At 60.5% G+C, this 13355-nt stretch carries 11 protein-coding genes; 10 read left to right on the top strand and 1 reads right to left on the bottom strand.

Going from position 1 to position 13355, the window contains the following annotated elements:
• The first annotated feature begins 180 nt into the window (after positions 1–180).
• The 10 genes from pip (at position 181) to QE408_RS05925 (ending at position 12254) form a co-directional block, all read left to right on the top strand.
• A complete protein-coding gene (gene pip, locus QE408_RS05970) occupies positions 181–1155 on the top strand; it encodes a prolyl aminopeptidase (RefSeq protein ID WP_306929344.1) in 975 nt (324 codons plus the stop codon).
• On the top strand, positions 1152–2969 hold the full coding sequence (locus QE408_RS05965) for a S9 family peptidase (protein WP_306929342.1): 1818 nt from the start codon (positions 1152–1154) through the stop codon (positions 2967–2969). The genes pip and QE408_RS05965 overlap by 4 nt, the downstream gene beginning before the upstream one ends.
• A gap of 27 nt (positions 2970–2996) precedes the next feature.
• Positions 2997–4427 carry a M20 family metallopeptidase gene (locus QE408_RS05960; protein WP_306929341.1) on the top strand — a complete coding sequence of 477 codons (1431 nt, stop codon included), beginning with the start codon at positions 2997–2999 and terminating at the stop codon, positions 4425–4427.
• Positions 4428–4507: 80 nt separating this feature from the next.
• On the top strand, positions 4508–6121 hold the full coding sequence (locus tag QE408_RS05955) for an ABC transporter substrate-binding protein (RefSeq protein WP_306929339.1): 1614 nt from the start codon (positions 4508–4510) through the stop codon (positions 6119–6121).
• A gap of 59 nt (positions 6122–6180) precedes the next feature.
• Positions 6181–7209 carry an ABC transporter permease gene (locus QE408_RS05950; RefSeq protein WP_306930222.1) on the top strand — a complete coding sequence of 343 codons (1029 nt, stop codon included), beginning with the start codon at positions 6181–6183 and terminating at the stop codon, positions 7207–7209.
• 6 nt (positions 7210–7215) lie between these two features.
• Positions 7216–8160: a nickel transporter permease gene (gene nikC, locus QE408_RS05945; RefSeq protein WP_306929338.1), complete on the top strand. Its 945-nt coding sequence runs from the start codon at positions 7216–7218 to the stop codon at positions 8158–8160.
• On the top strand, positions 8153–9019 hold the full coding sequence (locus tag QE408_RS05940; protein ID WP_306929336.1) for an ABC transporter ATP-binding protein: 867 nt from the start codon (positions 8153–8155) through the stop codon (positions 9017–9019). Before nikC ends, QE408_RS05940 begins: the two co-directional genes overlap by 8 nt.
• The gene (locus tag QE408_RS05935) at positions 9016–9801 is read left to right on the top strand and encodes an ABC transporter ATP-binding protein (protein WP_306929334.1); all 786 of its coding nucleotides are present in this window, start codon (positions 9016–9018) and stop codon (positions 9799–9801) included. Before QE408_RS05940 ends, QE408_RS05935 begins: the two co-directional genes overlap by 4 nt.
• Complete coding sequence (locus QE408_RS05930; protein ID WP_306929332.1) at positions 9798–10808, top strand: serine hydrolase domain-containing protein; 1011 nt, start codon at positions 9798–9800, stop codon at positions 10806–10808. Before QE408_RS05935 ends, QE408_RS05930 begins: the two co-directional genes overlap by 4 nt.
• Positions 10809–10892: 84 nt before the next feature.
• The gene (locus QE408_RS05925; RefSeq protein ID WP_306929330.1) at positions 10893–12254 is read left to right on the top strand and encodes an MmgE/PrpD family protein; all 1362 of its coding nucleotides are present in this window, start codon (positions 10893–10895) and stop codon (positions 12252–12254) included.
• 3 nt (positions 12255–12257) lie between these two features.
• Here QE408_RS05925 and QE408_RS05920 read toward each other — a convergent pair whose 3' ends face one another.
• A complete protein-coding gene (locus QE408_RS05920; RefSeq protein ID WP_306929329.1) occupies positions 12258–13190 on the bottom strand; it encodes a LysR family transcriptional regulator in 933 nt (310 codons plus the stop codon).
• Positions 13191–13355: the final 165 nt, after the last annotated feature.

Below are 13355 nucleotides of genomic sequence, written 5' to 3'. Positions count from 1 at the left end.
ACCGCACTGCGTTCGAACCCACTCTCCCGCCAAGATCCCAAACTATTCCAAAGCGGAATGGGCGATTTCAATTTTGCATTGGACGCTCGCGCACCTTCTCGCCCATGATGCCCAAAATATAACTCCGACTACAATTTAAGCAGAAATGCGCACGTTTCTGCTTGTCGTGATTGGCCTTCTATGATGACAGACGGTGACAGCAAAAAGCGTATTTTCGAGTTTGACGTGGGGGGCGGCCATGTTCTGAATGTCGAGGATTACGGAGCCCACACAGGGATCCCGGTCATCCTGCTTCATGGCGGGCCCGGAGCCGGCATATCCCGCGGACAGATCGAAAGTTTTGATCTCTCTGCATTTCGCGTCATCACGTTCGACCAGCGTGGCGCGGGCAAGTCCACGCCACATGCGAGCATTGAGGGCAACACGACCTCGGCACTGATCGCCGACATCGAATCCATCCGCAATTATTTCGACATCGATCGCTGGCTTGTTGCCGGCGGGTCCTGGGGCAGTTGTCTGGCACTCGCCTATGGGCAGGCGCATCCCGAGCGCTGCTTCGGCTTTCGCCTTCACGGCATCTTCCTGGCGGGGCCGGACGACATCGACTGGTGGTTCAACGGCGTGCGTGTGATCTTTCCGGATCACTGGGAAGAGTTCGCAGCCTTCATTCCCGAGGTGGAGCGCCATGATCTTCTGTCCGCCTATTATCGCAGATTGACATGCGGCAACGCGCAGACGGAAGTGGCCGCGGCACTGAGTTTGCGGGAATTCTCCGCCAAGACCCAGACATTTCTTCCCGACCCCGCCCATGTGGCAACGTTGCTGGATCCCAAGTCAGCGCTTTCGGTGGCACGGCTGTTTACGCACTATTGCATGAACGGCGCATTTCTGGCACCTGGCCAGCTGCTCGCCGGTGTCGATCGGATACGCCACCTGCCCTGCCAGATCGTCAACGGTCGCTATGATACAGTCACGCCGATGCTGTCGGCCTGGCGGCTGCACCGGGCATGGCCCGAAGCAGGCTTCACGATCGTCACGGAAGCAAATCACCAATCCACCAAGGGCGCAATGTTCGAGGAGCTGGTCGCTGCGGGTGAGAGGCTTCGCCATCAGCTGCATCCCACCGAGCGGGCTGTGATGGAGCATGGCGCATGACAGCGAAGATGTTTACAGCCGCAGCCATAAATCCATTTTTGGAAGTTCGCGCCGTCAAGACGCCTGCGGTTTCGCCCGACGGTGCATGGCTTGCCTACCTCTCCGACGAGACCGGCTTCAACCAGCTTTTTGTCAGGCCCCTGACGGAGAATGTCGGGACAGCGCGACAGCTGACGCGCATGCCGGAGCCGGTCGGCGCTTTCGCTTTCAACCCTAAAGGAGCCGGAATTCTCTTCACCATGGATTGCGGCGGCGACGAACGCCATCAACTATGGTTGCTACCGGATCTCGACTCCGCGCCCCTGCCACTGACAAAAGCGCCGACCGTCGTGCATCTGTGGGGTGCATGGTCGCCGGATGGCAAGCGCATAGCTTACGCTTCGAACGCCCGATCGCCCCATGACATGGATGTGCAAGTCATGGACATAGCCACCGGCGAGGTCTCAACCGTGTTCAGCGGTCGTGGCATGCGCGAAGTGATGGCCTTTTCCCCGGACGGTCAATCGCTTCTAGTGCGGGAATCTGTCCGCTCAGGCAACGACCAGGACATCTACCGTCTCGATATCGACAAAAGTGCCCTCACCCCTCTGATGCCGCATGAGGGCAAGGCGCGTTATCTTGCCGCCCGACTTTTCAAGGATGGCAGCGGCGGTGTGACCGTCTGCGACCAGGACAGCGACTTCATGGCAATCAGCCGGTTTGCGGCTGAGGGCGGCAGCGCCGCGCCGGTGGTGGAGCTTCCCAACCGCAATATCGAGGCGCTCGCGCTATCTCCCGATCAGACCCGCATCGCGTTTCTCGCAAACGAAGATGGCTGGAGCCGTATCGGCATCGTCGATCGCGATGGCAGCGGCCTCATCTCTTTCGAGGAGCAACCATCCGGCGTGATCGGCTCGATCGCCTTCACGCCAGATGGCAGCTCCCTGATTTTTCCGCTGGAGAGCGCATCGAGACCGCCGACAATCTGGAGGCTCGATCTTGGAGTCGGTCATTTCGAGGAACTGGTGGGCGTGGATGCGAGAGGGCTCGATATGTCGAGCTTTGTCGATCCGGTCATCGAGCGTTTCGAGAGCTTCGACGGCCTCGGTATACCGGCCTGCGTCTACACACCGAAAACGCCGCCGCCGACCGATGGCTACCCCGTACTTTTCATCGTACACGGCGGACCCGAAATGCAGTGGCGGCCGGATTTTCGCGCTGACGTGCAGTTCCTGCTGAGCCAGGGAGTTATGGTCGTGGCGCCCAATGTGCGCGGCAGCACCGGCTATGGCCGGACATTCCATGAGCTCGACGATCGCGAGAAGCGGATGAATTCGGTCGCCGACCTGAAGGCGATCCGGCTGGCGGTGGGCGCCCGCGATGACGTGAACACCAACCGTATCGGCGTGTTCGGTCGCTCTTATGGAGGCTTCATGGTTCTGTCCGCGCTGACGGAGGATCCCGAACTCTGGTCGCTCGGCGTCGATTTCTACGGTGTCGGCAATTTCCTCACCCATCTTATTGCCACCGGCCCCTGGGGGCGTCAGCAGCGCGCTGCCGAGTATGGCGATCCGACAGCGATGCGCGAGGCATTGGAGCGGTTTTCGCCGATCAACCGGATTTCCCGCATGAAGGCACCTCTTCTCATCGTCCACGCCAACCGCGATCCGCGCGTACCGATGGGCCAGAGCGAGGACGTCTATTCCTGCCTGAGCGGCCTCGGCCACGACTGTGAGTATCTGCGAATCGACCATGAGGGGCATGGGTTCGCCCGGTTCGAAAACCGCTTGAAGGTGTTCCTCACCTTTGCCCGCTTCCTCGGAAAACATCTTTGACAGCAAGTCGTATTGGAGAGTGTTGACATGCAGAACAGTGAGCCGATCTGGGATCTCGTCGATGAGCACAGGACGGAGTTCGAAGCCCTGAGCGACCGCGTCTGGGGCATGCCGGAAATCGCCTACACCGAGTATGCCTCGGTAGCCGAACATGCGGCGATGCTGCGCCAGCAGGGGTTTCGCGTCACCGATAACGTAGCGGGCATTCCGACGGCCGTCATGGGTGAAGCCGGCCAAGGCGGGCCGATCATCGCTATCCTCGGCGAATATGACGCGCTGCCGGGGCTGAGTCAGGAAGCGGGGATTGCCGAGCCGAAGCCGATGCCCGGCAACGGCCACGGCCATGGCTGCGGTCACAACCTGCTCGGTTCCGCCGCGATGCTTGCTGCGACCGCGATCAAGGACTGGTTGGAAAAAACCGGCAAGCCGGGCCGCGTGCGCTATTACGGCTGCCCAGCCGAAGAGGGCGGCGCGGCAAAATCCTTCATGGCCCGCGAAGGCGCCTTTGACGGCGTTGATGCGGCGATCACCTGGCATCCGAGCGCTTTCACGGAAGTCGCCCGTGCGCAGTCGCTCGCCAATACTCGCATGGATTTCAAGTTCACCGGTCGCGCCTCGCATGCTGCCGCCGCCCCACATCTCGGCCGCTCCGCGCTCGATGCCGTCGAACTGATGAATGTCGGCGTCAACTATCTGCGCGAGCACGTGCCGGACTCCAGCCGCATCCACTATGCCATGCTGGATTCCGGCGGCATCGCGCCCAATGTCGTGCAGGCAAAGTCGGCCGTGCGTTATGCTATCCGCTCGCGTGACCTGAAGGGCATGCTGGACCTCAACGAGCGCGTCAAGCAGGTGGCGCTCGGTGCCGCCATGATGACCGGCACCACTGTCGAAATCTCGATCATGAGCGCCGTCTCCAATCTGCTTGCCAACAGACCGCTGGAAGAGGCGATGCAGCGCAATCTGGAGCGTCTCGGCCCGGTCCCCTTCGATGCCGAGGACAAGGCGTTTGCCGCAAAGATCCAGGCGACGCTGAGCGACGAGGACATCGACAACGCCTATCAGCGCACCGGCCTGCCGCGCCGCGAAGATACGCCACTTTGTGATTTCATCGTTCCGCTCGACGTTCATGGCGAACCGATGATCGGCTCCACCGATGTCGGTGACGTCAGCTGGCTCATGCCAACCGTGCAGGCGCATGCCGCAACGATCGCGATCGGTACGCCGGGACATTCCTGGCAGGTCACGGCGCAAGGCAAGACGCCCGCCGCCCACAAGGGCATGACCCATGCCGCAAAGATGATGGCCGGCACGGCGATCGACCTTCTGGAAGACGCCGATCTCCTGGCCGCCGCCAAGGCCGACCATCAGGCGCGCTTAGGCAAGACCGCCTACGTTTGCCCGATCCCGGCCGATGTGCAGCCACCGCTGCAACCGCGCCCGAAAGAGGCCGCGTGAGACGAAATAACCGGGGGCGCCAAAAGGCCCCCGGTCCAAAAATCAGCGATCAAGATCTAAAAACAAGGGGAACTGAAAGCATGATGACGGAACATTTTTTCAAGCATAAGAAGGCAATCGCTGCCGCGACCGCCCTTCTTTCCTCCATCGCCTTGCCAGCGCAGGCGGCCACGCCGTCATCGGCGCTGGTCATGGCGTGGAACATCGATGCTATCAGCACTTTCGATCCGGCCCAGGTCGGCGAAGTCGTTACCAACGAACTCTTGCAGAACACCTGCGATTCACTGGTGGATTTCGATCCGAATGACGAATCCAAGGTCGTGCCGCTGCTGGCCAAAAGCTGGGATGTTTCCGAGGATCGCAAGCAGATCACATTCCATTTAAACGAGGGGATGAAATTCCCGACTGGTGAAGCCGCCACAGCCAAGGAATTGGCCTGGTCGATGCAGCGCGTCATCAAGCTCGGCTTCGGCAATGCCGCGGCGATGACCGAATACGGTTTTAACAAGGAGAACGTCGCGGATCTCATCACCGCGCCGGACGACAACACACTGGTGATGAAGCTGGACAAGCCCTATCCGACAAATCTGATCCTGCAGGCGATTGGCGCCAACCGGGTGTCGGCCATCCTCGACCAGAAGACGTTGACCTCGAAGGAAGTCAACAGAGATATGGGCAACAAATACCTGGCGACCAACACAGCCTGCGTCGGCCCCTACAAGCTCGTCCAGTGGAATGCCGGCGAGTCCATCGTTCTGCAGGCCAACGACGATTACTATGGTGAAGCGCCGAAGCTGAAACGCGTGCTGATCCGCCACGTCGCCGAGCCGGGCACGCAGCGCCTTCTGCTGCAACAGGGCGACGTCGATATCGCCCGCGACCTGTCGCCGGACGATCTAGCCGATCTCGACGGCAAGCCGGGCCTCAAGGTCGAACGCGTGCTCAAACCGCAGCTATTCTTCTGGACCTTTAACGCTAACGACCCGATCTTCAAGAACGAAAAGGTGCGCCTCGCCATGCGCTACCTTATTGATTACGACGGTCTGGGCAAATCGGTCATGACCTATCTCGGCGTACCACGTGCAAGCTTCGCACAGCTCGGTGCCGTTGGTGCTCTCGATGCCCAGGAAGGCCAGCCCTTCAAGCTCGATATCGAAAAGGCCAAGGCACTATTGGCCGAGGGCGGTTATCCGAATGGTTTCGAAGCCAGCGTTCTGATCGGCACCCTGCCGCATTCGGCACCGATCGCCCAGAGTGTTCAGGCCAATGCCGCCAAGATCGGCGTGAAACTGAATATCGAGCGCATGGCCAATGCCCAGTTGTTCGCCCGCATTCGTGGTCGTGAGTTCCAGACTGGCATGCAGGCATGGCAGACGGGCGTTCCGGATGCGCATGGCAATGCATCGCGTCTTGTCTTCAATCCGGACAACCGCCCGGAAGCCAAGCTGACACAGTATCCATCCTGGCGCGCAGCATTCCAGAATGAGGATTACAACAAGCGCGTTCAAGCGGCGCTTCTGGAAAGCGATCCCGCCAAGCGCAACGAAATGTATGCCTCTCTGCAGAAGGACGTCATGGAGACCGGCCCGATGGCCATCATGTTCCAGATGTATAACATTCTCGGCATGAGCGATAAGGTTCAGAATTGGACCTGGAACGGTTTCCGTGTCTATTACGACCTGGCATCCAAGTAGGCGGCCCGATCATGGCGGACCTCACCCACTCGGATCCCAGCAGCGATGCGGGGAACAGGATGAAGCCCAATCCGGTTTTCGTCTTGCTGACCATTCTCAGCAAGACGCTGCTGCCGATCTTCGTCACCCTGTTCGGGCTTGCGGCACTGACCTTCTTCATCGGCAGAATGCTGCCGATCGATCCCGTCGCCTCCATTCTGGGCGATAACGCCACGCAACAGGCTTACGAGCAGATGCGCGTGGCGCTCGGCATGGACAAGCCGCTCTGGTATCAGTTTGGCGTTTATGTGAAGGGCATCCTGTCGCTCGATTTCGGCAATGCGCTGACGACCGGCAAGCCTGTTATCGACGATATCGCCCGCGTTTTCCCGGCGACGATCGAGCTTGCCACACTGTCGATCATCATCGGCACCGGGCTTGGCATTCCAGCCGGCGTACTCTCGGCCATGTATCGCAATTCCTGGCTTGATAACGCTATCCGTTTCACCGGGCTGATCGGTTATTCGGCGCCAAACTTCTGGCTCGGCCTGATGGGGCTGGTGCTGTTTTACGCCACGCTCGGCTGGATCGGCGGGCCGGGACGCATCGATTTCATCTATGAATTCGATATCGAACCGATCACCGGCTTCTACCTGATCGACACGGCCATCGTCGGCAACTGGGAAGTCTTTCGCAACGTCTTTGGCCACATCATCCTCCCCGCCTCGATCCTCGGCTTCGGCACGCTTGCCTATATCAGCCGCATGACACGCTCTTTCATGATCGAGCAGCTGTCACAGGAATATATCGTCACCGCTCGCGTAAAAGGCCTGTCCTGGGCGCGCACCGTATGGATCCACGCCTTCCGCAATGTCGCCGTGCAGGTCATGACTGTGGTGGCGCTCTCCTATGCCTTCCTTCTCGAAGGCGCTGTGCTAACCGAGACGGTGTTCGCGTGGCCCGGTTTCGGCCGTTACCTCACCAATGCCCTGCTCGTTGGTGACATGAATGCGGTCGTGGGCTGCTCGCTCCTGGTCGGCGTCATTTTCGTCACCCTCAACTTGATCTGCGATCTTCTCTATCGCGTCTTCGACCCCAGAACCCGCTGAGGCCACATGAGAGAAAAAGCCATCATCTCTCCGCCCCTTCCTGCCGCCAACGCCCGAAGCGGGCTTGGCGCGTGGCTGCGCGCGCCGGTGCCTACCTCGCCCTTCCATGCCCGCATGCAGCAATTCTGGCTGCAATGGCGACGCTTACGCGCCAACGGTTCAGCACTTTTCGGATTGTGCGTTATCGTCATACTGCTTTTGGCGGCACTTTTCGCGCCACTCCTCGCAACCCACGACATCTTCGAGCAGAACCTCGCGGCCCGTCTTCTCGCGCCGTCGACGGAGCATTGGCTGGGCACTGACGAACTCGGCCGGGACGTCTACAGCCGTCTTCTTTTCGGGGCTCGGATCACCCTTTACATCGCGCTTCTGACGACGGTCATCGTGGCGCCGATCGGCCTCATCGTCGGCACGACGGCGGGCTATCTCGGCGGCTGGGTCGATACCGTGCTGATGCGCATCGTCGACGTGTTCCTTGCCTTCCCGAACCTTATCCTCGCGCTGGCTTTCGTCGCGGCGCTCGGACCGGGCATCGAAAATGCGATCATCGCCATCTCGCTCGCCTCCTGGCCGCCGATCGCGCGGCTTGCGCGCGCCGAAACGCTGACTATCCGCAAGTCGGACTACATCGCCGCCATACGCCTGCAGGGCGCCTCGAGCCTGCGCATCATCTTCGGCCACATCATGCCGATGTGTATTCCCTCCGTCGTCGTGCGCGTCACACTCAACATGGCCGCGATCATTCTCACCGCCGCCGGTCTCGGTTTTCTCGGTCTCGGCGCTCAGCCGCCCAGCCCGGAATGGGGCACGATGCTGTCTTCCGGCCGCGAATTCGTCATGACCAGCTGGTGGATCGCCGCGATCCCCGGAATCGCTATCCTGCTCACCAGCCTCGCCTTCAACCTGTTGGGTGATGGCCTGCGCGACATACTGGATCCCCGACATGGATAAGCCGCTCATCGACGTCAAGGATCTGACGATCCGCTTCGAAACACCGCAACGCACATTCGATGCCGTACGGGGCGTGTCATTCGCCATCGGCCGGGAGAAAGTCGGCATCGTCGGAGAATCCGGTTCGGGCAAGTCGCAGACGGGCCGTGCACTCCTCAAACTGACGCCGAAAGTGGCAACGATCAGCGCGGGCCACATGCGCTTCAAGGATACCGACCTTCTCGCGGCAAGCGAAAAGGACATGCGAAAAATTCGCGGCAACCGCATCTCGATGATCCTTCAAGATCCGAAATATTCGTTGAACCCGCTGATGCGCATCGGCCAGCAGATCGTCGAGGCTTACCGCCTGCATCACAGATCGCCGAAGGCGGAGGCGCAGGTGAAGGCGCTCGCTATGCTGGAATCGGTTCAGATCCGCGATCCCGAGCGCGTCTTCAAACTGTTTCCGCACGAAGTTTCCGGGGGCATGGGCCAGCGCATCATGATCGCCATGATGCTGATCCCCGAGCCCGACCTGATCATCGCCGACGAACCAACCTCCGCGCTCGACGTGACGGTGCGCCGCCAGGTGTTGACCGTTCTCGACGAACTGGTGACGCGGCGTGGCACAGGCCTGATGTTCATCAGCCACGATCTCAATCTCGTCGCCGGCTTCTGCGACCGTGTACTCGTCATGTATGCTGGCCGGATCATGGAGGATTTGCCGGCCAGGGACCTGCGCAAGGCGCAGCATCCCTACACCCAGGCGCTGCTGCAGAGCCTGCCGCGTCTCGACGCCGAAACCGATGAACTGAAAGTGCCGGTACGTGATCCGTCCTGGCTCGATGGTCCCGTCTATCGCAACGGAGTTCTCGTATGAAACCGAGCCGACCCCTCATTGAGGCAATTGGCCTCTCCATCAGCTTCGGCCCGCAGCACGCCCGCAATCGCGTGGTGGACGACGTGTCGTTCCGCATCGGCAAGGGGGAAGCCTACGGCTTGATCGGGGAATCAGGTTGCGGAAAATCCACCATCCTGCGGGCGCTTTCTGGCCTCAACGTCGAGTACGACGGCGCACTGACGCTCAATGAGCGCGAACTCCTGAAGAAGCGCGACAAAGGTTTTTTCCGCCGGGCGCAGATGGTGTTTCAAGATCCCTTCGGCTCGCTCCATCCGCGCAAGATCGTCGAAAAGGTCCTCTCCGAGCCGCTGAAGATCCATGGCTTCGACCGGCAATCCGAACGCATTGCTGAGACGCTCGACGCCGTCGGCCTCGGTGCGTCCTTCCGCTACCGTTATCCGCATGAATTGTCGGGCGGCCAGCGCCAGCGCGTGGCTATCGACCGGGCTCTGATCATCGAACCGGATATTCTGCTGCTCGACGAGCCCACCTCTGCGCTCGACGTCTCCGTCCAGGCCGAAATACTCAATCTTCTCAAACGCCTGAGGTCCGAGCGGAACCTGACCTATCTGATGGTCAGCCATGACCTCGCGGTCATCGCCCATATCTGCGAGCGGGCTGGCATGATGCACAAGGGGCGTATCATCGAGGAACTGACGGCTGGACAGATTCGCAAATCCGAAGCGAAGGAGGATTATACCCGGGAGTTCCTGCAAGCCAGCATCGAGGCCGTTGCCCGCGATGCCGAGGTGGTGGCGTGACCAAGGGCTCCTTGAATTCGGATCCGGTTCACGATCGGCAAGGGAAAGCCACTGCGACCGATGCCGCGTTTCGCGAGGAGCGGCTGAAAGCGGTGCGCGCCTGCGTGGCATCGCAGGCAACCGATATGCTGCTCGTCGTCCGCCACGGCAAGGTGGTGCTGTCGATCGGTGACGCAGAAAAGAAGTTTCTCTGCCACTCCATGCGCATGAGCTTCCTCGCGGCTTTGATCGGCTTTGAGGTTGAGGAAGGGAGGATCGACCTCTCGGCCACGCTGGAAAGTCTCAGTATCGACGACTACCAGGGGCTGAGCACCATCGAAAGGCAGGCGACCGTCTATGATCTCCTGACGGCCCGGTCGGGCATCTACCATCCGGCGGGCTACGAAACCCCATGGATGCAGCGCATCAAGGAGAAGCGTCATTCGCATGCGCCCGGCACCTTCTGGTGTTACAACAACTGGGATTTCAATGCGCTCGGCACGATCTTCGAAAATGTGACCGGTGAAACGGTGCATCACGCTTTTGCGCGCCGCATCGCCGGGCCAATCGGCATGGAGGATTTTGCGCTTGAGGGCGGAACGCCGGATGGCTGGCACGAGAGCTTCGATATCAGCCACCACCGCGCCTATCCGTTCCGCATGTCGAGCCGGGATCTTGCCCGCTTCGGGCAGCTCTTCCTGCAGCAGGGAATCTGGAACGGTGTGACTATCTTGCCGGCGGGCTGGGCGCAGGAATGCGTCATGCCCTATTCCGATGCGGGCACCCACGGCGGCTACGGTTACATGTGGTGGCTGGAACGGGACGGCGTGTTCCTGCCCGGCGCCGTAACCCCGAAGGGCAGTTACGCCGCCATGGGTGCTGGCGGGCACTACTGCATCGTCATCCCGGCGCTGGACATGGTTGTCGTCCACCGCGTTGATACAGAGATTGCCGGCCGCGAAGTCAACCGCTTCAAAATGGGAAGGCTGCTGCGCCTGCTACTTGCCGCGCTCGATGACACGTCCTGATGGTTGATCTCATCAAACTCAGGACGTGTCTGTCGGGACCGCCAGAAAGTGCATTGCCAAAAAGCAGACAAGAGGCCTTTGATCATGACCGTCATCGAAACCATCGCCGCCTGGTGCGCCGCCCCACCCGCCCCCAGCAACACCGCTCGCCGCTTAGCGCGGGAAGCGATCACCGATACGATCGCCTGCCTTTATGCCGGCCGCAACGACAAGAGCACGGTTGCCGTCGCTCGCGCTTTAGGCTGGCAACTCACCGGAGAAGCTGCGCTCGTCACCGGTGGCCGGCAGTCTCCGTCCGTCGCCGCGTTGGTCAATGGCACAGCGGCTCACGCGCTGGACTATGACGACAATTTTCGCCCGGGGATGAGCCATGCATCGGCGGTCATCGTGCCGGCCCTGCTTGCGGTTGCCGATCGCGTCGGCGCGAGCGGGCGCGCATTGGTCGATGCCTATCTCGTGGGGCTGCAGGCGCAGGCCTTTGTCGGTAGCGGCGTCGCAGGTTCGCATTATACTGCAGGCTGGCACGGCACCTCCACCGTCGGCAGTATCGGCACGGCCGCAGGTGTGGCGAAACTGATCGGTCTCGATTCGGCGGGCATCGCCCGCGCATTGTCGCTCGGTGCCAGCATGGCGTCCGGCACCAAGGGCCAATTCGGCACGCCGGTAAAACCCTTCCACGCGGGCATGGCCGCACGCAACGCGGTGGAAGCGGCCCTATTGGCGGCCGAAGGCCTGCACGGGCGACTTGATATCTTAGAGGGCGAGCAAGGCTTTGTCGAAATGTTCGGCGGCGCACGGCCCGTAGGTTATGACGTTGCGGACATCGCGGCGACGCGCGAACATACGATCGAGACAGTCGGAGTCATGCCGAAGCTGCATCCCTGCTGCGGCTCTACCCACCTTATCGTCGATGCGGTGCTGGACCTCATGCGCGAAACGGACATCGATCCGGATGCAATCATATCCGCGAACTGCCATGTCGGCATCGCAAACTATCGCAATCTTGCCTATCCCGAACCGAAGAACGAGATGCAGGCGCGGTTTTCCATGCAGTATTGCCTTGCACTGGCGCTGCGAAATAAAACCCTGTCTCTGTCCGATTTCACCCCGGCCGCAGTCGATGTCTTCGCTGCCGATCCGTTGCTCGCGAAGATTGGCATGACCCATTACAGCGCGGCCGAGGAGGCAGAAGCGAAAACCTATCAGCTGCCGCACAGGCTCAAGGTCACACTGGCTGATGGACGCGTACTGGAGACTGAGCGCCAGGCTGCGCGGGGCGGCTTGGCAAATCCATTCTCGCAGAAAGATCGCCAGGCGAAATTTGCCGATTGCCTCGACGGCGCACCTGAAGCTGAGGCGATTTCCGCTGGCCTGGAGCGACTCGATGAAAAGGCGGATCTTCGCTTCCTCGACGGCCTGTTCTCTCCGCCAGCAAAGGCTGCGTGAAGATCAAGCAGAAAGAGCGACGCGGTCCGTGAGCGTGCCGACCTCCTCGGCGCGCTTCCAGAACCGGCCGGCGCTTTTGCATCGCAGGCGAAAGGAGCGGTAAAGGCGGATTTCTACGATCATGTCGAACGTGGGATCTGCCGCCCTAACCAGCTGCCCATTCTTCATCTCGGCCACCGCTAGGCTCTCGGGAACCCACGCGACGCCGTGTCCGGCAACTGCCATGGCCTTTAGTGCGGCAGACATTCCGTTCTCATAAACGGTGTTGAGCTGGAAGGACGCTCGATCGAAAATCGCCTGAGGCAGCGCCTGGGCGAAGAAGGAACTGTCGCGATAACCGAGGTAATTCACCGGCGCGCCATCGAGCGCGAGCTTGTGGATCGGTTTGCCCTCACCGTCCCCAGCGGAAACGGCAATCACCCGTTCGGACCCGAGCGTCAGATAGGGGTAGTCGACGAGTTCACGGATCGCCGGAACACAATCGTGAGCATAGGTGAGCAGGAAATCGCATTCGCTGCGCAAGAGCTTGGAAACATTGGTGGCGAAAGACGAATAGGCTTCCGAGAAGCGCGTACGGAATGGCTCACCGGACGCTTCCACCCTTTCCATCCAGAGGGGAAAGAAAGTCAACACCAGAGTACTCATGGTAGCGAAGGACAAGATCTCGTCAGGTGCTGAATGGCGCTGCAGCGTTTCCTCGCGCAACGCCGAAATGGCGTCGACCGCTTTCCTAGCGCGCGGCAGGAAGCTCTCGCCGGCAGGCGTGAGGTGTACCGGATAGGTGGAGCGATCGACCAGCGGAAGGCCGGCCCATTGCTCCAGCTGCTGGATACGCCGACTGAGCGCCGACTGTGTGATATTGCGGTCATTGGCAGCCTGCGTGAAACTCTTGTAATGGCAGAGAGAAAGGAAATCCTCCAACCATTTCATTTCCATGGACCTATCTCCCAACCTGCTGACAGGGGAAGATGACATGCTGGGTCCGACCTCGCAAGCCGGAGATGCATCTGATGAATTCTCTGAAATGAACTGACTCGCCTTTTAGGCCAAAATCTTGCTGGACCTGTACTAGTTTGCACCAGAGATCCTTCTGTGGCCAGA

The sequence above is a fragment of the Agrobacterium larrymoorei genome, from assembly GCF_030819275.1.
Lineage (GTDB): Bacteria > Pseudomonadota > Alphaproteobacteria > Rhizobiales > Rhizobiaceae > Agrobacterium > Agrobacterium larrymoorei_B.
Note: the sequence above shows the minus strand (reverse complement) of the source record. Positions and strands in the feature narration are given on the sequence as shown.

Bases quoted from the DNA above. Each gene is read 5' to 3' on its own strand.
- pip (WP_306929344.1), top strand. From the start codon at position 181: ATGATGACAGACGGTGACAGCAAAAAGCGTATTTTCGAGTTTGACGTG.
- QE408_RS05965 (WP_306929342.1), top strand. From the start codon at position 1,152: ATGACAGCGAAGATGTTTACAGCCGCAGCCATAAATCCATTTTTGGAA.
- QE408_RS05960 (WP_306929341.1), top strand. From the start codon at position 2,997: ATGCAGAACAGTGAGCCGATCTGGGATCTCGTCGATGAGCACAGGACG.
- QE408_RS05955 (WP_306929339.1), top strand. From the start codon at position 4,508: ATGATGACGGAACATTTTTTCAAGCATAAGAAGGCAATCGCTGCCGCG.
- QE408_RS05950 (WP_306930222.1), top strand. From the start codon at position 6,181: ATGAAGCCCAATCCGGTTTTCGTCTTGCTGACCATTCTCAGCAAGACG.
- nikC (WP_306929338.1), top strand. From the start codon at position 7,216: ATGAGAGAAAAAGCCATCATCTCTCCGCCCCTTCCTGCCGCCAACGCC.
- QE408_RS05940 (WP_306929336.1), top strand. From the start codon at position 8,153: ATGGATAAGCCGCTCATCGACGTCAAGGATCTGACGATCCGCTTCGAA.
- QE408_RS05935 (WP_306929334.1), top strand. From the start codon at position 9,016: ATGAAACCGAGCCGACCCCTCATTGAGGCAATTGGCCTCTCCATCAGC.
- QE408_RS05925 (WP_306929330.1), top strand. From the start codon at position 10,893: ATGACCGTCATCGAAACCATCGCCGCCTGGTGCGCCGCCCCACCCGCC.
- QE408_RS05920 (WP_306929329.1), bottom strand. From the start codon at position 13,190: ATGGAAATGAAATGGTTGGAGGATTTCCTTTCTCTCTGCCATTACAAG.